At 41.6% G+C, this 19468-nt stretch carries 17 protein-coding genes; 9 read left to right on the forward strand and 8 right to left on the reverse strand.

Annotated features, from left to right (window positions below; all coding sequences use genetic code 11):
* The first annotated feature begins 221 nt into the window (after nt 1-221).
* The 3 genes from V7K44_RS31215 to V7K44_RS31225 all read left to right on the forward strand — a co-directional run bounded on the left by V7K44_RS31215 (nt 222) and on the right by V7K44_RS31225 (nt 4796).
* Complete coding sequence (locus V7K44_RS31215) at nt 222-2654, forward strand: dynamin-like GTPase family protein (protein WP_334937666.1); 2433 nt, start codon at nt 222-224, stop codon at nt 2652-2654.
* Between the two features lie 118 nt (nt 2655-2772).
* Nucleotides 2773-3153 carry a KGK domain-containing protein gene (locus V7K44_RS31220; RefSeq protein WP_334937668.1) on the forward strand — a complete coding sequence of 127 codons (381 nt, stop codon included), beginning with the start codon at nt 2773-2775 and terminating at the stop codon, nt 3151-3153.
* Nucleotides 3154-3767: 614 nt separating this feature from the next.
* The gene (locus V7K44_RS31225) at nt 3768-4796 is read left to right on the forward strand and encodes a S66 peptidase family protein (protein WP_334937670.1); all 1029 of its coding nucleotides are present in this window, start codon (nt 3768-3770) and stop codon (nt 4794-4796) included.
* 228 nt (nt 4797-5024) lie between these two features.
* Here V7K44_RS31225 and V7K44_RS31230 read toward each other — a convergent pair whose 3' ends face one another.
* Nucleotides 5025-5678, reverse strand: coding sequence for an RNA ligase family protein (locus tag V7K44_RS31230; protein WP_334937672.1), 654 nt, complete (start codon nt 5676-5678; stop codon nt 5025-5027).
* Between the two features lie 345 nt (nt 5679-6023).
* On the opposite strand from V7K44_RS31230, the gene V7K44_RS31235 reads away from it, so the two are divergent.
* On the forward strand, nt 6024-7637 hold the full coding sequence (locus V7K44_RS31235; RefSeq protein ID WP_334937674.1) for an NAD(P)/FAD-dependent oxidoreductase: 1614 nt from the start codon (nt 6024-6026) through the stop codon (nt 7635-7637).
* Nucleotides 7638-8030: 393 nt separating this feature from the next.
* On the opposite strand, the gene V7K44_RS31240 is transcribed toward V7K44_RS31235, so the two are convergent.
* Entirely contained in the window at nt 8031-9128 is a 1098-nt protein-coding gene (locus V7K44_RS31240) for an alkene reductase (RefSeq protein WP_334937676.1), read from the reverse strand.
* Nucleotides 9129-9391: 263 nt separating this feature from the next.
* Here V7K44_RS31240 and V7K44_RS31245 point away from each other — a divergent pair, with 263 nt between their 5' ends.
* Nucleotides 9392-9973, forward strand: a complete 582-nt coding sequence (locus V7K44_RS31245; protein ID WP_334937678.1) for a thioredoxin family protein — start codon at nt 9392-9394, stop codon at nt 9971-9973.
* Between the two features lie 108 nt (nt 9974-10081).
* Here V7K44_RS31245 and V7K44_RS31250 read toward each other — a convergent pair whose 3' ends face one another.
* Entirely contained in the window at nt 10082-10594 is a 513-nt protein-coding gene (locus tag V7K44_RS31250; protein WP_094348271.1) for a hypothetical protein, read from the reverse strand.
* Between the two features lie 899 nt (nt 10595-11493).
* Between V7K44_RS31250 and V7K44_RS31255 the strand changes: the two genes are divergently transcribed.
* On the forward strand, nt 11494-12708 hold the full coding sequence (locus V7K44_RS31255) for a type I restriction endonuclease (RefSeq protein WP_334937680.1): 1215 nt from the start codon (nt 11494-11496) through the stop codon (nt 12706-12708).
* Between the two features lie 165 nt (nt 12709-12873).
* Here V7K44_RS31255 and acsF read toward each other — a convergent pair whose 3' ends face one another.
* Nucleotides 12874-13950 (reverse strand): magnesium-protoporphyrin IX monomethyl ester (oxidative) cyclase, encoded by a 1077-nt coding sequence (acsF, locus tag V7K44_RS31260; RefSeq protein WP_334937682.1) that lies wholly within the window; start codon nt 13948-13950, stop codon nt 12874-12876.
* Between the two features lie 46 nt (nt 13951-13996).
* Here acsF and V7K44_RS31265 point away from each other — a divergent pair, with 46 nt between their 5' ends.
* Together V7K44_RS31265 and V7K44_RS31270 are read left to right on the forward strand one after the other, a co-directional pair.
* Nucleotides 13997-14134, forward strand: coding sequence for a hypothetical protein (locus V7K44_RS31265; protein ID WP_334937684.1), 138 nt, complete (start codon nt 13997-13999; stop codon nt 14132-14134).
* 586 nt (nt 14135-14720) lie between these two features.
* Nucleotides 14721-15218, forward strand: coding sequence for a TM2 domain-containing protein (locus V7K44_RS31270; protein WP_334937685.1), 498 nt, complete (start codon nt 14721-14723; stop codon nt 15216-15218).
* A 59-nt stretch (nt 15219-15277) separates the two neighbouring features.
* Here V7K44_RS31270 and V7K44_RS31275 read toward each other — a convergent pair whose 3' ends face one another.
* Genes V7K44_RS31275 through V7K44_RS31285 form a run of 3 tightly spaced genes read right to left on the reverse strand, consistent with a single transcriptional unit; the run spans nt 15278 to nt 17330 of the window.
* Nucleotides 15278-15973, reverse strand: coding sequence for a DUF2996 domain-containing protein (locus V7K44_RS31275; RefSeq protein WP_334937687.1), 696 nt, complete (start codon nt 15971-15973; stop codon nt 15278-15280).
* Nucleotides 15974-15994: 21 nt separating this feature from the next.
* The gene (locus V7K44_RS31280) at nt 15995-16228 is read right to left on the reverse strand and encodes a hypothetical protein (RefSeq protein ID WP_334937689.1); all 234 of its coding nucleotides are present in this window, start codon (nt 16226-16228) and stop codon (nt 15995-15997) included.
* Nucleotides 16229-16256: 28 nt separating this feature from the next.
* Nucleotides 16257-17330 carry a DMT family transporter gene (locus tag V7K44_RS31285; RefSeq protein ID WP_334937691.1) on the reverse strand — a complete coding sequence of 358 codons (1074 nt, stop codon included), beginning with the start codon at nt 17328-17330 and terminating at the stop codon, nt 16257-16259.
* A gap of 256 nt (nt 17331-17586) precedes the next feature.
* Between V7K44_RS31285 and V7K44_RS31290 the strand changes: the two genes are divergently transcribed.
* Entirely contained in the window at nt 17587-17949 is a 363-nt protein-coding gene (locus V7K44_RS31290; RefSeq protein WP_104906199.1) for a hypothetical protein, read from the forward strand.
* 496 nt (nt 17950-18445) lie between these two features.
* On the opposite strand, the gene V7K44_RS31295 is transcribed toward V7K44_RS31290, so the two are convergent.
* Nucleotides 18446-19141 (reverse strand): hypothetical protein, encoded by a 696-nt coding sequence (locus V7K44_RS31295; RefSeq protein ID WP_334937693.1) that lies wholly within the window; start codon nt 19139-19141, stop codon nt 18446-18448.
* Nucleotides 19142-19468 lie beyond the last annotated feature (327 nt).

Below are 19468 nucleotides of genomic sequence, written 5' to 3' on the forward strand. Positions count from 1 at the left end.
AAGCAGGTTGAATGATGAATTAGCCATAATTTTATCCTGTGTTTATTTGTTGTTAGTCAGCGAGTGGGCTTTAAGGTTTTATGCTTGAAGTTCCGTGTTCTAAGTAGGGGCGTAGAGATTATCCAGCAGCTAAAGCATAGTGAAATTCTCAGGGATTTTACTGAACCATCAAAATAATAAATATTACTAAGATATACATAAATATTGTCAGGATGCTGAATATGTCAGATTTACCGCTTCAGTGCCAAAGTTTGAAAGATCGGGTTGAATCTATATTACAACTTTTACAACAAGAACCAACGCTACGTTCCCAAGATATTACACATATACGAACTTCTTTAAGTAAGGCGATTTCTCCGAAGTTTGAAATTGTATTTGCAGGTGCTTTTAGTGCTGGGAAATCAATGCTAATCAATGCACTATTAGAAAGGGAATTACTCTACAGTGCAGAGGGACACGCTACAGGTACAGAATGCAAAATCGAGTATGCAGAAGTAGATAAAGAACGTGTTGTTTTGACGTTTTTAAGTGAAGCCGAAATTCGAGAACAAGCAGTTTCTTTGTGTCAGCAACTAGGATTTCAGACAGTCACTAATATTAACCAAGCCGAGGTAATTAACCTGCTACGTCAAGGTTCTGAAGCGATTATTCAACAGGAGGGTGGTGAGAGTAAATCAGAACGTGCAAAACAGGCGAAGGCGTTAATGTTGTTGCTAGAGGGATATATGGCAAACCGCGATCGCATCTACACGGTTAATAATGCTACATATTCAATGGAGCAATTTAACTTTTCTAACCTTAAGGAAGCGGCTGGATATGCCCGCCGTGGTAGTAATAGTGCCGTGTTGAAGCGAATAGAATATTACTGTAATCATCCTTTGCTACAAGATGGTAATGTAATTATTGACACACCTGGGATAGATGCGCCAGTAGAGAAAGATGCCCAACTAACTTATGCCAAAATTCAACATCCTGATACTTCGGCGGTGGTGTGTGTGCTAAAATCTGCTTCGGCGGGTGACATGACAAAAGAAGAAACCGAACTTTTAGAATTAATGCGCGAGAATGGGGGAGTACGCGATCGCGTTTTCTATGTCTTCAACCGGATCGATGAAACTTGGTATAATACCCAGCTACGGCAACGATTAGACGATTTAATTAGTGGGCAATTTGCCAATTCCAGGAAGGTTTATAAAACCAGTGGATTATTAGGATTTTATGGTAGTCAGATTAGACAGACAAACCCACAAGATAGATTTGGTTTAGATTCTGTTTTTGCAGAAAGTATTAAAGGTTTAGATGGTAAAGAAGAAACTCCACAATTTGTCTATGCGTTTAACAACTACTGTGTAAATTCAGAAAAGCTATCTTCCAGTAGATTCCGTGTTTCTGTGAACGGCTTTGAAACTCCAAATCAAAATTATGTGCGGATTCTGGGAGAGTGGGGAAATGAACTGATAGAACAGTTAATTCAAGATAGTGGAACTGAAGAATTTCGTACAGCTATTACTCGCTATCTTACCGAAGAAAAGCGTCCACAATTATTTAAAAATCTTGCTGATGATTTGGAAGATGTTTGTATTAAGCTCAAAAAACATTATCAGAGTATCCAACGCGATTTAGATAGTCAGCCCCAAGAAATTGAGACAATGAAGGCGCAAGAGTTACAACGTCTAAATCAGCAACTCCAGCAAATTGGGAGAGAATTTAGCGAGCATATAAAAGAAGAAGTTAATCATGTAATTAATAATTCTTGTGATGCTTTTGAAGCAGATTTTAAGCAATTGCAATCACGAATGATTCGCCGCTTAGATGAATTGCTAGATACATTTTCTGTAGCTTCTGCTTATCGACGTGCAACCATTAGCCATCCTCGCAACGCTACCGCACCTTTAATTGCTATTTTAGTAGAGGCATTTTATTACTTAGCAAATCAATTAGAAGATATTTTGGTTGAATCTTCTCAGCAAGTAGTTGCAAATTATTTTCAGCGGTTGGTTGAAAAGATTCGCAAGTCAGAATATTATCGCCAACTGTATCGTTTATTAGATAATGATGGTGGAATTGAACAAGAGATCAGAAATTTAGAAAAAGTAGTTACTCAAGCATTAGTAAGTGCAGCTAGTGTAGAGTGCGATCGCTTTGTGCGAGAAAGCCCTAGATTTTACGATGAAGGCACTTTTTCTATATATCAATTTCGCCAAACTTTATCACAAACTTCTCAAGGTTACGACGCTGAAAGTATCGTGGAAGCAGAACCAGCAATTAGGCAGTTATTGAAGTTAGATTTTGAACCAAAAGTTTCTCATACTATTCGTAAATCTTTCCGTCAAACCATTAATCAAACATTGAAAACTCAATTGATACCAATGGCAAATCAGCAAGCAGATGAGATTTTGCAGCAATACCCACAGGCACGTGCTTATTTAGAGAAAACATTGGAACAAGAAGCTGAAGAAAAAATTGCGAATAATCGGCGATTGTTGAATGTTGTTGAAGAAAATATTGCAGCATATAATTCAGCAGCTTCTAGTATCAATAGTTGTTTACAGGCGATGCAATTATACGATCGTCTTTTACCTGTCATTGGTGATTCATTTGATACTGTTGGTAAGTTTGCTAAGAATGAGTTTTTGGTTTTAGATGTGGTATAAGAGGTTTAATTTTAATCTCAAGTCATATTTGAGATAATTGTAGCTTTTAGTGAGTGCTAAAACGCTCACTAACTACAGTTTTGTGTAAAGTAGAAAAATTTCAAAAATTGAGGTTGATATGCAAGATGAATTTAAGCAAATAGAGTGTAACGATGGTGATGTTTTGGACTTTGGAGGCAACACATATAAAATTGCTAAATTTAAACAAGCAATGGATACCTCATTTAACTCCACGTTAGAATCTATATTGAATCAAGAATTAAGTAGGCAAGGAATAAATAGAAAACAGTCTCCGAATGGAAATTGGTTTCAGAAAGGCACAGATTGCGAAATTTTAACACTAGGTTCTCCAAGCTGGAAAAAGGGGAAAGTGAAAATTAAAATAAGCGTTGAATTTTATCTTGAAGAGGAAGATTTACAAATAACTAACAGCAACAATTCAGAAATCACTGAACCAGAATCACCTCTTGACGATCTTCGCCGCATGATTCACGAGTGAAATTAGTCAATCCAAATTTACATATAGCAATCCTATTTGATTTGTGAAAATCTAAAGGCTTAGATTCCTGGCTTCTTTAATAAGCCAGGAATTTTGTTGTAGACGAATGATTTACGCTTGCCATGACTCAATACACTTGGGTTAGGAAAAATTGTAGGTTGGGTTAAGAGGATGTTTGAAAAGTCCTCTTGTCGGTATCAAAAGTTTTAGATCCCCCTAAATCCCCCGATAAATTGGGGGACTTTGACTCCGGTTCCCCCCTTTTTAAGGGGAGCCAGCGCGGTCTTCTCCCAAGGGGAGACGCCAAGGGCGATAGCGCAGCGTTAGCGAGTGCGCGAGCGTCTGGGGGTTTCCCCCATGAGCGACTGGCGTGGGTTAGGGGGGATCTAAAGTGCCTAAAGTCACAGCGAAACACTTTTCAAACAACCTCTAAGCAAAGCGCAACCCAACAAAGCCTGACTTATTTAATAAGCCAGGAATTTTGTTGTAGACGAATGATTTACGCTTGCTATAACTCAATACACTTGGGTTAGGAAAAATTGTAGGTTGGGTTAAGCAAAGCGCAACCCAACCCGGGGCTACTATCCCAATCCCTAATCCCCAACTGAATGGTTATGACTATCAAACGTCGGGAATTTCTTGCAGCCTGTGGACTCGCCACCTTAGCTACCCAAATACCAACACTTACCGCCCAAGGTAAGCCATCTCAGAACATCACCCGTAAGCCGCCCCGTTTGCAAGCTGGCGATACCGTAGGATTGATTTCCCCTGCGGGTATCGTTGACGCTAAAGACATCGAAGCAGCGCGGAAATCAATTTCACAGTTAGGGTTAAAAGTCAAGCTGGGGAAGCATATTTTAGACCGTTATGGCTATTTAGCGGGAAAAGATAGCGATCGCGCCGATGATGTAAACTTGATGTTTAGCGATCGCACCATCAAAGCAATTATTCCTATGCGTGGTGGTTGGGGCTGCAATCGCATTTTACCCTTACTCAACTATTCGCTGATCCGTTCCCATCCAAAAATTATCATCGGGTACAGCGATATTACTACCCTGTTGTTGGCAATTAATGCCCGTAGTCAAATGATTACTTTTCATGGGCCAGTTGCTACGTCTACCTGGAATCAATTTACAGTAGATTACTTTAAACGCATCCTATTTAATGGTGAAGCGGTAACTATGCAAAATCTCAATTCTAGCGAAGTACGGTTGGAGACAATCGCACCAGGAAAGGCAAGGGGTAAACTTGTAGGTGGAAACTTATCAGTACTATCAGCAATGGTAGGTTCACCTTATCTACCTCCTTGGAACAAAAGCATCCTATTTGTGGAAGAAGTTGGCGAGGATGTTTACCGGATAGATAGAATGCTGACGCAGTTAAAAACTGCTGGGATACTAAATCAAATTGCTGGCTTTATCTTTGGGCAATGTACTAAATGTAGTCTTGGAGATGAACCGTCATTTACGTTAATGCAAGTATTGCAACAACACATACTTCCTTTGGGTATTCCTGCTTGGTATGGTTCCATGATTGGTCATATTAAAGATAAATTTACCTTGCCAATTGGTGTAGAAGTGGAAATAAATGCTGAACTTGGGACAATACAAATGTTAGAGGCGGCTGTCAGCCCCTTTGGGTAAGTCAAAAGTCAAATAATTTTGGATTTTAGCAATACCTTCGCCAAAAAAAGAGTATGAAGAGATAGGGCTACCGTAGTTGTTTTGCGATCGCAGTATCAACAGGACGAAACCCTATTTGGCTCTTGGGTGCAGAGGAGCAGGGGGGAAAGAAGAAGTTTTATGCATACGGACGGAAGCAATAGAAATTCACCGTTGCACGAATAGGGAAAATGGATAGTGCAATTTGCTTTATTCCCAATATGTCTTCCAATCATCCTTAAAAGCTTGCTGTAATTTTTTCATATAAGCATATGTTTTAATTTTCACCATCCATACGTTATTACTATCGCTCCCACCTCCTTTACAAATAACACCTTCTGATACACCATATTTGCCTTCTCGAATATCATCAATAAATTGACCTGTTAGCTTACCGCGATAAACAACCTGTGCAATGTTTAGGTAACTAAAATCTCGGAGAAATTGTTCGGGAGCAATAATACATTTCTCAGTTTGTACATCAAAGAGAATCAGTTGTTTCGGGTCATCCTTTCGATGCATCCCTGCAAAGGAGTTAGTCCCAAAAAACTCTGTAAATACGGTAATTTCTGGATAGTGATAATTTAAATTTTCTTGAAATAGTGTTTGTAAAGGATTAGCAAAGTCTCTGTTAAAAATCTCAGTAGCTTCTTCTAAACCTGGATGCGCTTTGTTAAATTGTGCAATTCCCATATCATCTAAATCAAACCGATCCCGACGCGTACCAAAGGCATACCACCCAAGTTCCAATTCCCAAACCCAGTGAAGATTTGTACCATCATATTTCTCAAAAGCTATGCAGCGTTCCCAAGGACAATTTTTGCTATCTGGAATTTTTGGATAAACAAGTTGCACTCGTGTCATTGCGATCAAAAGAGGTCTGTAACGCTTGCATTATAGAATCCATTAGACCAAAAGTGTTGAATGTTAAGAAAAATCCGATAAAAATAGCCCAAAATATGTTAAATTTTGGGCTAAAGATTAAAGTATATCTATATTTCTGATTTTATTTTGCGTAGCTTGCTTATTGCGGAGCGAGTATAAATTCAGGGCAACTATTGGAGATGCTGTGTTTCGACTCCGCTCAACATAAATTCGCACTCAGATATTCTTAAATTTTGAATTTTCAATCCAAAATCCAAAATTTAAAATCTAAAATAAGATGGTTTTGATTAAGATTTTGATAGACAGTATGAATTTCTCGTCGCTATGTTACGCCTAACAGAAGTAAAGCTCCCGCTCGATCATCCTGAAGATGAGATCGAGACTGCCATCCTCAAAAAGCTGCAAATCAGGGACGAAGAATTGATCGGTTATTCCATCTTCAAGCGTAGCTACGATGCTCGTAAGAAAGGAGAGATCGCTCTTGTCTATATTCTGGATGTAGAAACAACTCAGGAAACCCATCTACTCAAGCGCCTGAAAAAAGATCCTCATGTGATAGCCACGCCAGACATGAGCTATCGCCCAGTAGCAAAAGCACCAAGCAATTTGGCGATTCGCCCCATCGTGATTGGTACTGGGCCTTGTGGCTTGTTTGCGGGTTTGATGCTGGCGCAAATGGGGTTCCGTCCCATCATTTTAGAACGTGGCAAAAAAGTTCGCGATCGCACTGCTGATACTTTTGGCTTTTGGAAGAAAAAATCAGACTTCAACCCCGAATCTAATGCCCAGTTTGGTGAAGGCGGGGCGGGTACATTTTCCGATGGCAAACTCTACAGTCAAGTTAAAGATCCTCAGCATTATGGACGCAAGGTACTAACCGAACTCGTCAATGCCGGAGCCTCACCAGAAATTCTCTATATCAACAAACCGCATATCGGCACTTTCAAACTGGTGGGAATCGTCCAAAGTATGCGTGCCAAAATCGAATCCCTCGGCGGCGAAATTCGCTTTGAAAGCCGGGTGGAAGATATCAACATCGAAAATGGACAAGTGCGGGGAGTTACCCTCGCCAATGGGGAATATATCGCCAGCAATCATGTAGTTCTGGCAGTAGGGCACAGCGCGCGTGATACCTTTCAAATGCTATTTGAACGCGGGGTTTACATTGAGCCGAAACCATTTTCCATCGGCTTTCGGGTCGAACATCCCCAGACTCTCATCGACCAATGTCGTTTTGGCGCTCAAGCTGGTCATAAGCTTTTAGGTGCTGCCGATTACAAACTAGTTCACCACTGCCAAAATGGTCGTTCCGTATATAGTTTTTGTATGTGTCCGGGGGGCTTGGTAGTTGCAGCTGCATCAGAACCGGGGCGACTTGTCACCAATGGGATGAGCCAATACTCTCGCAATGAGCGTAATGCCAACAGTGCGATCGTTGTGGGCATCACACCCGAAGATTATCCGGGAAATGCCTTAGCAGGGATTGACTTTCAACGGCGCTTGGAAGAACGGGCTTTTGAATTAGGCGGTGGGACTTATGAAGCTCCAGGGCAGTTGGTGGGTGACTTTCTCAACCATCGCCCCTCTATAGCATTGGGTACGGTTAAACCGTCTTATACACCTGGGGTACACTTGGGCGATTTGAGTCAGAGTTTACCAGATTATGCGATCGCCGCCATCCGCGAAGCACTTCCCGCTTTTGACAAACAAATCAAAGGATTTGCGATGGATGATGCCGTGTTGACTGGAGTGGAAACCCGCACGTCATCACCGATTCGGATTAAACGCAAAGAGGATTATCAGAGTTTAAATACAGTAGGTCTTTACCCGGCTGGTGAAGGCGCGGGATATGCAGGGGGAATTCTCTCGGCTGGTATCGATGGTATCAAGGTAGCGGAGGCGGTGGCTTTAAGTATTTTGAAGGTGGTTTCTAAGTGAACTACTCAGACCTGCCTACGGCTGAAGTCTGAGCTTCCCAATTCATCGGGAATAGCCTCTAAAACTCTGTAGTTTTTTTGGTCTGACATTCCCTCCAAGGGCAGGAGTCCTGGTCCCCAAGACCCAAATCTTTCTCTTGCAACATATACCTATTAGCTTGGTTTTCGCTTACGGCATTGATGGTCAAGACAGCGTATATCTTACCAGAAAATTTTAGGGATTCGTCATACATCCAGTATTTGTTTTTACTGCGTAAAAAATCAATCCCAGATGCAATCCTCATCCCCCGCTCACAATCCCCACCTTATGAGTACATTGAAGGTGGGGACTTCCGCGACACGTTAAATTTAAAAAGTTTTTGCAACACAACTCGCATTGGCATTGTGATGCCACTCAATAGAGTTGCGACAGGGTTTGATAGTCTGTGTAGCCATGTTCGCTACCACCATAGAACGTTCTGACATCACCTTCGCTCAGGGGGGCATTGAGCCGTAGCCGATCCACTAAGTCAGGGTTAGAGATGAACAGTCGCCCGAAAACTATGGCATCAGCCCGCCCGCTTGTAATTGCTTCATCACCTCGTTGTCGATCAAACCCACCCACAGCTATCAGTGTTCCTTGGTAAACGGAACGTAGGAGATCGATGGGGTTAAAGCTCGGTGCAGTTCCTCTGGCGTAACCTCGGTCATACCCCACGTGCAAGTATGCCAAACCCAATGGACTGAGTGCTTTTGCGACATAGGTGTAAGTTTCGGCAGGATCGTCATCAAATGTGTCATTAACTGTGAAGCCGGGGGCAATCTTGACCCCAATCCGCTCCGCTCCCCGGACGCTACACAGAGCATTGACTACTTCGAGCGTGAAGCGAGTTCGATTCTCCAATGTGCCACCATAGGCATCCGTGCGTTTGTTGGAGCTGCTGACTTGGAACTGGTTGGGTAGATATCCAGTTGCTGCATGAAGTTCCACACCATCAAAACCTGCTTCAATAGAGAGTTCCGCAGAGCGGCGGTACTCCTCTACTATTTCGGGTATTTCGGACAACTCTAACGGACGGGGTATCTCGAAAGGGACTTTGCCATCCCAAACGTGAACTTCTTCGGACTCCACCGGGACAGCCGAAGGTGCGATCGGTCGGGCATGGTTAGGTAATAGGGAGGAGTGCGACACCCGTCCAGCGTGCATCAGTTGCACAAATATCCGACCTCCAGCAGCATGAACTGCATCTGTCACTTTTCGCCAACCTGCAACCTGCTCCTCGTTGTGCAACCCAGGACAGTTTGTGTAACCTCGCCCCATTGGACTTGGATGCGTGCCTTCGGTAATAATGAGTCCCGCCGAAGCTCGCTGGGTGTAGTATTCGACCATTAGGGGGGTAGGTACACATTCAGTAGTTGCCCGGAGACGGGACATCGGAGACATGATGATGCGGTTGGGAAGGTCAAGCGAACCCAGTTTAACTGGCGTGAACAGCCCTGATTTTTCTGGCATTGGCATTTTTCCTCTTCTAGAACCAGGGCGATAGCGTAGCGGTAGCGAGTCCACGTGCGTCTACCTGCGGCGGTAAACTACGCTCCACCGACAACCTCAATAATACTGCCCTACAGATAACTTCAAGATAACTGAATCTGGAACGCTGACAAATAGCTCTGATTAATTGCCCTCAGAGATCGGCTTGCTGCATCACTATTTATTCTATGGAATATACTGATAACTAACGGCTTTGTTATCAGCGTAAAAATATTGGGTGAACTATGGCTTTAGCTACTTCAACTATGTTGCCGCTAGGCACTAAAGCGCCAGATTTTAATCTACCGGAAGTAGTATCTGGAAAGGCAACCTCACTTTCCACATTTGCAGATAAAAAAGCACTATTGGTAATGTTTATTTGTCGGCATTGCCCGTTTGTAAAACACGTCCAAAACGAATTAGTGCAGTTAGGAAGAGATTATTTTACAGGTGATTTAGCGATCGTTGCTATTAGTGCTAACGATGCAAAAAATTACCCAGATGATGCGCCAGAGTCGTTACAAGCATTTGCAACAGAACAAGGGTTTAATTTTACCTTATGTTATGACGAGAGCCAGGAAACGGCGAAGGCTTACACAGCAGCTTGCACACCAGATTTTTTTGTATTTGACGATCAACGCCAACTTGTTTATCGGGGACAATTAGATGATAGCCGCCCCAGTAACGGTAAACCTGTAACAGGTGCAGATTTACGCGCAGCCATTAAAGCAGTGCTAGCGGGTAAACCTGTTACGAGCGAGCAAAAGCCGAGTGTTGGTTGCAATATTAAATGGAAACCAGGAAACCAACCCAGTTATTTTGGTTAAGAGGGATTGGGCATTGAGATTAGGGGAGAGGTGACAGGTGACAGGTTATAGGGAATAATCTATACCCTGTAAGCTCTGCCCTGTTCTCTTCTTCACTCTCCACGCCTATCAATGTTTAATTTCCAAATTCAGTATGTAGCATCCTAATTGGACTTTTTCTGCCCACAATTCATATTCCAGCCGCAAATTCTCTGGTAAAGGATGTCCGTTGAGAGTTAGGCTACGAGTAAAATTTCGTAAACGAATCGGATCGTTAGGTTGCAATGACTCAGTTGGCAACCAATAGCGACTGATACCATAAACACCCTGTTCCCAAAAGTGACGGTAACTCACTTGAGCGTTACCTTGCATAGTCATGATGACTCGGTAAGGGGAAATCTCCAGCCACAAAATTCTGGGACTGTTAGGAGCGTAAGCTTTGCTCTTGCTTTGAGGAAGTGTGTCTTCTGGACTTATGACACTCTCCACTTCGCAGCTAATTAAAGGCGGTGCGGTCATCAGTAAATGAAATCGATCGGTATCTTTTTGATACAGTGTCGCGGCAGTTTCGACAACAGACCAGATCGGTAGGTCAGTGGAAATCAGTGATAAGCACACGGGCTTGCGGTGATGGGTCAGCATGGGAGCGATAAGGGCTAAAAGCTATTGAACAAAGTGAAATGAACACTCTAGCTGTCTTAATAGGTCTGGCTAAGAAACTAAATAGTAAAGCAGGCTTAATATTAATGAATCCGTTGATTTGTTAATAAGCTACACAAATCTGGATGAAACAGGTAGAATGTCAGCTTACACAGTAAAAATGGTACTTTTATCTAGAGAGAGCTAATTCGTAAGTAAAGCTTGTAAATATTCTAAGGCTATAGCCTCAAAACAGTGGCAGTCGTTTTAGATGCTAAAAAACCTTCTTCAGGGAGACTTACCGTAGATTGGAGTAAGTTTCATACAGCCAAAAGCAATAAGATACTAGGAAGGAAGTCACCAGAAGCGACAAACTAAGTCGCTGATGAACTTCCGGTGTATTTAAATGCCAGTGTATCCTAATGTCGGCTTCTGTTATATCCGTAGAAACTCACGAAAAGCTTTCTCACCAAAATATTGCTGAGTAAAAAGTAAAATTCATTCACTCAGCAATATTTTGATGTGCCTATTGCGTGTCTCGCAGAAAAGAAAGAGCAAAGATTTCCATTTCAAAGCAGCAACGGCAAGTTAGCTTGTATTAAAAAGCCCGCGAATTCATCCGTGGGCTTTATAGCTTGAGCATTTTTTTGAGAATCGCTATAGGCTGAAGCTTCATAAAAAATCATTCTGATTTATTTTTATTCATTACCCATGTCCTTGTACCTGTGAACAAGTCATGAGTGTTACAGGCTGGTACTTATTTGGGAATACTTTTATTAGGAGTGATAAAAAAGGCGATCGCACTAACACTTTCAATTCAAATGTACTACGTCACCTTAAAATCACTCTTATTTTACAAAAAAGACGTATAAATACTCACTAATCTACCAGGAGGAAACAAGATGGCATTCACTGAAGATATTACCAAGCTATCTGAACAAGTGCGTAAGCGGGCTGACCAAGTTGTTGGTGAAGAATCTACTAAGATGGCACTGATTGTTCCTTTTTTGAGTGTTCTTGGCTACGATGTCTACGATCCTAGTGAAGTAATACCGGAATACGTGGCAGATTTTGCTATTAAAAAAGCAGGGCAGTTTGAAAAGGTAGATTACGCCTTAGCTATTAACGGTACTAAAGTTATGCTCGTAGAAGCAAAAGCCCGTGGTCAAAAAGCTGAGGCACATGATGGACAATTGAGCAGATATTTTAATGCACTTTCGACAACAAAAGTAGCTATCGTCACTAACGGTATTGAATACCGTTTTTTTACAGACTTGCGTGAAACAAATGTCATGGACAAGGAGCCATTTTTTACTTTTAACATCCTGGAATATGATACCAAAGATATTGATAACCTCAAATTCTTTCACCGCGATAATTTTGAGGTTACAGCTATTACCAACCATGCTGAGGAAATGGTTTATGTAAAAGGCATGACTCAACTTCTAGGAAATCTTTTACGTTCTCCTTCTGAAGAATTTGTTCGCTTTTTAGTGACTGAACTTGGTACAGTTGCTCCTAGTTATGAAATTAAAGGTCGAATTACTGGTAAAATTATTGATAAATTCAAACCAATTGTTAAAAAGTCGATTCAGGGAAGTTTAGTAGAGTTAATGACTCGCTCACTTACTCCAGTAATAGATCAGCCTGTTGAACCTCCAATAGACATAGATATTGAAGCAGGGGATATACAACCAGATCCTCAAGAATCAAAAGTAGTAACAACTGCTGAAGAAATCGAAGCTTTTGAAAAAATTAAAGCAATTACGCAAACCTCAACGAGTTACAATTATCAACTCCAATACAAAGATACTGTTTCATACTTTGGTATCAATCTTGTTGGCAAAAGTACTTGGTGGTTTCTGCGGTTGTATCTGTCTTCGCAGAAAAAAAGTTTTGTTACTCGACTAAGTGTAGATGAAGTAAAGTCGCTAGCTTCAAACTCTGAAGTGCAGGAAGTAACAGCTTCTCTGGGAGATGCCGCATCAAAAGTAATTATTTCCTCTGTCGATGATTTAGATAAGCTGACATCACTGATTCTCAGATGTTACGAGGCAGAAGCAGCCAAGCATCAAACACTGACTCCAGACGTAATCAGAATGGAAAAATCAGCTTAACTCAAGGTATTTTTATTACCAAACTACACCTAACCAACTATCTCCGATTTTTGCCTAACAGGAAATTAGCGATCGCAGTACTAATTACTTGACATCCTAGTAAGGACAAAAAAAGTGGCTCTGCAATCAGCAGAACCACCAAAGCTTTCGCAAATCTGTTATGACTTAACGAACTGCCCCTTGAGCAGAAACAGTATCAATCGGTTTCATCAGGTACAGGCGTAATAACTGCCAGCCATGGGAGATGTAAAGCGGCAGTTTTTGGAAGAATTGCAGGAATTTAGGAGTGTTGGAGTTAGCGATCGCACCCAACTTTTCATTATTGCTTATACAAACATCCAACCGCTCATAAAACTCTGGATTCTCTACATCCAGCATCAGTGGGAATACCCGACCTGCGTTTTCGTTAGTCTTCTGAATTACATGGATATCGTATTCTCGTGCATCCAATCCGAGGGTGGCATAAAAGTCCTTGCGTTGGATGTCATTGAGATACATGGTCGCAAACACTGATAATAAAAAGAACCGACTCCATAGCCGTGCTTTCCAATCATTCAACATTTGCGGCTGAGATTTCATGATCGCATCAAAGAAATCGCCGTGACGGTTTTCATCCTGACACCAATTCTCAAAGAACCGGAAGATTGGATAAACCCGATCTTCGGGATGTGCTTCTAAATGGCGATAAATGGTGATATAGCGCCAATAACCGATCTTCTCAGAAAGATAAGTAGCGTAGAAGATGAATTTTGGTTTAAAGAAGGTATAACTGCGGCTCTTAGTCAAAAACCCTAAATCTAGGGACATATTAAAGTCCGACAAAGCTTTGTTCAAAAAGCCAGCGTGACGCGCTTCATCCCGTGACATCAGGTTAAAACACTCTGCCAAAACAGGGCTTTTTCCTTTCAAGCGACGACCAAGTTCTTTATACAGCAAAAAGCCGGAAAACTCTGCCGTACAAGAACGTTCTAGAAATTCAACGAACAACTTGCGAGTTTCCCCGTCAATATGATCCCAGGATTGTTCAAACTCGGCATCCCGAACAAAGTGATGGCGGTTGTAGTCAGTGCGGAACTCTTCGAGAATGGCTTGTAACTCGTCTTCGTTGACGGAGATATCCATCCGGGCCATTTCATCAAAATCGGTAGTATAAAACCGAGGTGTTAACAAGGTTTCTTTTGCCGGGACTTTAATCCCTGGCCGGATTTCTTCAAAGCCTGGTTTTTTGAGGGAATCTACCATGTCTTGATTTCTCTTTCGTCTTTATTATCTTAAGTAGACCTTTCGGGTGACGCTCTTACGTCTCTACCGCCACGGTAACGGCAGTTCCTCATGGGGAGCCAGTGCGTTGGGCGGCTGTGCCGACTTGTTCGCGCAGCGTCTCCCGTTGGGAGAAGCAACTGGCGTGGAAACCCTGTTGGTGTGAGCCTCTCTCTTTGGGAGAAGACCGGACTGCCTCACCAGAAATGCTCTGGCAAACCGTAACAGCCCACAATAATCCAATTGTATAAAGTTCAGTCTACCAAGGTGCGGGTGAGAAATTTATAAGCAAAACATTAAGAGTTGCAACAATCATTCAATATTTGCGGAATCAAAAATCGCAGATTGGTAGTCAAATAAATATAGTTCGGCAAGCAGCATTATCTCGTTCAAGTGGAGTAGCACTCACCTCTTGATTCTCAAAGCACTACTATCTCAGTAATTTTCTCTGGTTGTTACTACAATAAATTCATGGGGTTCTATTAATACGTTGGGCATCTTAAAATTAAAAATCCATGAGTAGCATAATTACTGAAAAAATCTGAGTATTTTAGTTATTTTTTGCACATTTCTCGCTAACTGGAGATTAGACAGTGCCCACAACTTCAAATAAGAACAGCATTGTCTATTACGAAAATTGTTAGAAAGCAACTGGTGCAAGATGTAAGTCTAGCTATTAGGACTTAGTATAAAAAACAGTCCGAAAAAACCATCTTAAACAACAAGAGTAAATCCAAAAGGTTGAAAACAAGATGAATCTTGAAAACAATCAGCAGCAGAAAGACCGACTTCTTGTCTCTTATATCTTGTGTGCAGTCGGATTTATGGGGGTGGGAGGATTGCAGCGTTTCTACAATGGCAAGATCGGAACTGGTTTGTTATGGCTGTTGACTGGTGGTGTGTTTGGTATAGGGCAGTTCGTGGATTTATTCTTTATCCCCAATATGGTTAACGAATACGAACACAACTTGAGATTAAAAGCGGGTGTATCTCCCTTTGGTGTGCCGTTGAATCAAGCAGTAGTTGCTTCTCAAGTCCACCGATCAACAGGCAACCAACTCATGATGAAACTGATTGAAGCGGCGGAAAGCAAGGGTGGTTTTTTAACTGTCACTCAAGGCGTGAAGTTTACGGGAGCCAGCTTTGCTGAAGTGGAAGCTACTCTCAAAGAGATGTACAAATCAGGTTATGTAAAAATCGATAACGACCCCAATACTGGAGCCGTTACCTACCATTTCCACGAACTTTAATTATTATTAGTCATTTGTCATTTGTCCTTTGTTAAAAACTAATGACCAATGACCAATGACTAATTTCTACCTAACCACTTTTGACCATCTAAGCGCTGAACTAAGCCATATACCAACAAATCGAGGGTAATTTTGCGCTCATCGATTAAGAATGACTCAAGAGTGCTAGGTTTTTTGCCTTCATTACAAGAAAATCCCTTTTTTCCTTGAATATCTTCATCGGGGAAATACAGGTTAAACTGACGCTTACCAATTTCTGACCAACTGCCGATAATTTGCCAGCATTCTTCGGTGGATTCAAAGCCAGTGATTGGCATCTTTTGCTTGGCAAAAGACACCTGTAAATCTTGCACACCTTTTTGAGCGATCGCTTTTTGTAAAGCTGGCAAGTAGTCTTGCTCAATGAACTCTACAAATGGCTTATCTTCAACAGATGGGGCTTTTTCCTTTTTGGCGGCTTTAGCTGCGGCGGGTTTTTCTTCTGTTGCTTCGCCAGCAGCTGGTTTTTCTCCTGTTGCGGCTTTAGCTGCGGCTGCGGGTTTTTCTCGCTTGGGTGGTACAGCAGTTGGTTTAGCAGCTTTGGGACTATCTTCGGAGTTTGCGGCTTTAGGATCTGGCGCGTTGGCAGTAGGAAGATCTGTGGCTTCGGGTGAGTCTGTACTAGGAGCGTGTTCTTCAGCCACACTGGGAGCTTGCTTGTCAACAGTGCTGGGAGCTACTTCTCCCGCTTGATTGTGATTGGTTGGGTCTGCCATTGCTCAGGTCAATCCTTTAATCTAGCTTTGGGAGCGATCGCTCACCTTGATGTATCGGGTATTTTTATTTTGACATACTACTACCCCTGTGCAGAATTCGTAATTTGTATTTGTAATTTGTAATTTATATACCACAAGGGTTTCATTTATTTGGGATGGGTGGTTTTCTTGCAATACTGCTCGGTTAAGGTAAGAGACGCGATGAATCGCCGTCTCTACAATATTCAGTCTTTTGTCTTGACGGCGATAAATCACATCTTTAGCTATCTAGAATTTTCATCCTTCAAATCCCCTTGAATCCCATACCAGTTTCTACCTGTTGCTGTGCTGGAGTAGAACTCACTTTGTCAGACGCAATGTTAGAAGTCTGATGCTTGGTGCCAACTTGGCTCAAGAATATACCTCCTAAAATCAAGCTACCGCCAATATATTGAGGTCGGGTAGGGGCTTCACCCAAAATTAAATAGGCTGCTATGATTCCCACAATTGGGCCAAATGAGCTAATTAGGGAAGCTGTAGATACAGTGGTAGTTTTCAAGCCTTTAACCCAAAAAGACTGGCCTACCACCACAATCAACCCGCCATAGAGAAACATCCACTGCCACAAGAATGGTGAGAGAACATCAGCAAAATGATCCTTGCCATAGAGGACTAAAGCAATGAAGAAAAAGATTACAGTCCCAAGTGCAGTCCGAAAAATGCTATAGATTCCCAAAGGAATCTGCGAAAGGTGTTTTTTGCTAATAATCGTAGAAGCGGCTATGGCCACAGATGCGGCTGCGGCCAAAAATTCCCCTATACCTAAACCGAAACCTCCCATGTTCATCATGGTTTCTGTAGGAGGTTGAAGGATAATAGTTAGGATAACGCCAATAAAAGCTGCGATCGCACCAATAAATTCCCAAATATTTACCCGTTCTCTCAATAACCAGACTGATAAAGCCAGAGTTAGAGGCGGTTCCAAACGTCCCACCAAGATGACATTGTTCACCCCTGTGAGTGCCAGTGCCTGGAAAACTAAACCAGGGGCTAACGCTCCTGATAAAATAGCCACTGCTGTTAGACTGACCCAATCCTTCCTTGAGAGTTGCTTCAAAGTAGCTTTGTTCCACTGTCGCCCATAGATTAGGATCAGAAGTATCAAGGCGCAAAGGTTTCCCACAAATAAAACATTACACAAAGAAATCGGATTGCGTAGCTTGCCGCCGTAGGCATTACCGATAAAATGTTGAGCACCAATTTCTGTTAGCTTCCGAGTAACGGCGCTAGATGCTCCAAAAATTAGCATTGCTAGCCAAAGATATGTTTGTCCTGAAATTCTATGGATTTGGCGATGTAGTCTTTTGGGTCTAGTCACAATAACATCACTGCAATGAAAGCATTGCTCATCATATTAAGTTACCCTCACGCACTTAAAAATGAGGTTTTGTTGAGAAAATACTTAAATTATCCTGTGACTTTGAGTAACCATAATTACCTGAGAAAATCCTGAGAATTAACTAAATTTTCTCAAAGGATAAATTCATGAAAATAGTGGCTTAGTTTCAATAAGCTCTCACTGCCGCCTGAGATGCTTGGGATGTTCAGGATAAAACAAAGAAGAGAAGAAACAAATGAAACTTGCACCCTTACTTACAAGCGTAGCCTTGGTTGGTTTTTTCACAGTTTGGGACGTACCATTAAAGGCGATCAATCCTTCATTAGTCCAGGCATCAGCAGCCGAAGAAATGTCTGTAGCACAAAAATTAGACTTGCTTACTAAAAGTAAGGGTCAAATTGGTAGTGGCGATCAACTGCGTCGTTTCTTCTTTGGTGACTTGGAACCAATCGGTATCCAAGTAGGTGGTGCAGGTCATGTAGTTAATCTTTATAACAAAGCTAATGATGTCACATTCGCTTACTGTTCGCATTATGATGTGATTGTAGCAATTAAGAAAGGTAAGGTAACTAAATTTGAACCTAGCGAAGTGAAGTAACTTAATATGTTTAAGCTAGGTGCTGAAAATTTGAAAAACTGTAATATCGTAGCTAGCAAAAGGAGCAGAGTTTTCCCTTAATGTCGCCATAAACTACTACCTTTGAAAACAGTATTATTGAAACCGTGTGGACAAGGGGTATGAGTTCTTTTTCCCCTTGTTTCTTTGTCAATGTTGAAAGTTTTATAGGGTGCATCCCAGTTTTTACTTTGCGATCAGAGAATAACTTGTCATTGCGTTCGCGAACAGCGTCTCGTAGAGAGGAGGGACGACGAACGCAAGTGCGTGTCGCAGACAAGCAATCCCCCAATCTCTTACTAAGCACCAGTTGATGGGATTGCCACGCTCCACTTCGTTGCGCTCGCAATGACAGGCAAAAAAGTGGGATGCTCCCAGTTTTATAGGGAAGATGTTGGATGCAATTGTAGTTTCTATTTTGCCTGAACCTGTGGGTGCGCTCATAAGGATATTTTGATGGTTAAGGATTTTAGCAGGATCAATCATCAAGTTTTACATTTTTAATACTACCGTCTTCTTTTAAAGCAGTAATTTTGACTTTGACAGTCTCTTCCTCTTGAAGAAAAGCAGCTTTTCTTGGTTCTCTTTCTGTTAGCTTTTGCACTGTTTTCGTAATTTCATAAGTTACTTTAATACCATTAATCTTTGTCACTCTTGCATCTATAATTTGTCCCACTTGAAATTTTTCAGATTTTTTATCCTTACGTAATTTGATGATGGGTATATCTTGATTTTTACATCTGCGATTATCTGGTATATCCATTATTTGTAATGGAGTTGGCAAAATAGGTCTGTCTTTATATTCATTAGGCTCGATAGTCATATATCGAGTATTCTCAGCTAATGGTGGATTATCACATCGCAACATAGCTAAAAGCATTTGGATACGAGGTATTTCTGCTAATTTTGTTGCTTTGCATCCTTGTGGATGGTCATCATCATGAATATTATCCAGAATGTACTTTTCAAAGGCTTTTATGCAATCAAAATATTTTGAAGCAGTATTACTTTGGTCTTCTTCTCCAGTCAACCACTGTTTTTCATTGAATAATGACGAGTAGCGAGAAGTACGATCGCTCAGATGTAACTGGTGAGAAATTTTCACCGCACCCATACCCAGGGGTTTACCCATACCTAACGAAAGGCAATATTCTGGCTCTGCTGCAACCTTCAATACCCACAGGATAGTACCCAGTTCTATATTGCTCAGGTTCTCAAAGTGGATATCAAAGTTAAAACTGATACCTGCTTTAATGGGTTTAATGCTTGTATACTGCGATCGCGCTTTTTCTATTTTACGTGTATCTGTCTCTTCTATATCTCGACGCTCTACATTTAGTTTATGCCAGTAAAGTTTATGTCCGCGAATAACGGTTTCCCCAGTTTCGTTATTAGTAGCTGGTTTGTAAGAGCTGATTCGTAAACAAAAGCTTAAGATGCCATTCGCTTGACCATCAGACGAATCAATGAGCCATAAATCATTGCTTCACTTAACTCGGTA

It is taken from the genome of Nostoc sp. (assembly GCF_036917235.1).
Lineage (GTDB): Bacteria > Cyanobacteriota > Cyanobacteriia > Cyanobacteriales > Nostocaceae > Nostoc.

Excerpts from the sequence above, each read along its gene's own strand:
- V7K44_RS31230 (WP_334937672.1), bottom strand. The coding sequence starts at position 5,678 with ATGACACGAGTGCAACTTGTTTATCCAAAAATTCCAGATAGCAAAAAT.
- V7K44_RS31255 (WP_334937680.1), top strand. The coding sequence starts at position 11,494 with ATGGCATTCACTGAAGATATTACCAAGCTATCTGAACAAGTGCGTAAG.
- V7K44_RS31270 (WP_334937685.1), top strand. The coding sequence starts at position 14,721 with ATGAATCTTGAAAACAATCAGCAGCAGAAAGACCGACTTCTTGTCTCT.
- V7K44_RS31275 (WP_334937687.1), bottom strand. The coding sequence starts at position 15,973 with ATGGCAGACCCAACCAATCACAATCAAGCGGGAGAAGTAGCTCCCAGC.
- V7K44_RS31220 (WP_334937668.1), top strand. The coding sequence starts at position 2,773 with ATGCAAGATGAATTTAAGCAAATAGAGTGTAACGATGGTGATGTTTTG.
- V7K44_RS31245 (WP_334937678.1), top strand. The coding sequence starts at position 9,392 with ATGGCTTTAGCTACTTCAACTATGTTGCCGCTAGGCACTAAAGCGCCA.
- V7K44_RS31240 (WP_334937676.1), bottom strand. The coding sequence starts at position 9,128 with ATGCCAGAAAAATCAGGGCTGTTCACGCCAGTTAAACTGGGTTCGCTT.
- V7K44_RS31215 (WP_334937666.1), top strand. The coding sequence starts at position 222 with ATGTCAGATTTACCGCTTCAGTGCCAAAGTTTGAAAGATCGGGTTGAA.
- V7K44_RS31235 (WP_334937674.1), top strand. The coding sequence starts at position 6,024 with ATGTTACGCCTAACAGAAGTAAAGCTCCCGCTCGATCATCCTGAAGAT.
- acsF (WP_334937682.1), bottom strand. The coding sequence starts at position 13,950 with ATGGTAGATTCCCTCAAAAAACCAGGCTTTGAAGAAATCCGGCCAGGG.
- V7K44_RS31290 (WP_104906199.1), top strand. The coding sequence starts at position 17,587 with ATGAAACTTGCACCCTTACTTACAAGCGTAGCCTTGGTTGGTTTTTTC.
- V7K44_RS31250 (WP_094348271.1), bottom strand. The coding sequence starts at position 10,594 with ATGCTGACCCATCACCGCAAGCCCGTGTGCTTATCACTGATTTCCACT.
- V7K44_RS31225 (WP_334937670.1), top strand. The coding sequence starts at position 3,768 with ATGACTATCAAACGTCGGGAATTTCTTGCAGCCTGTGGACTCGCCACC.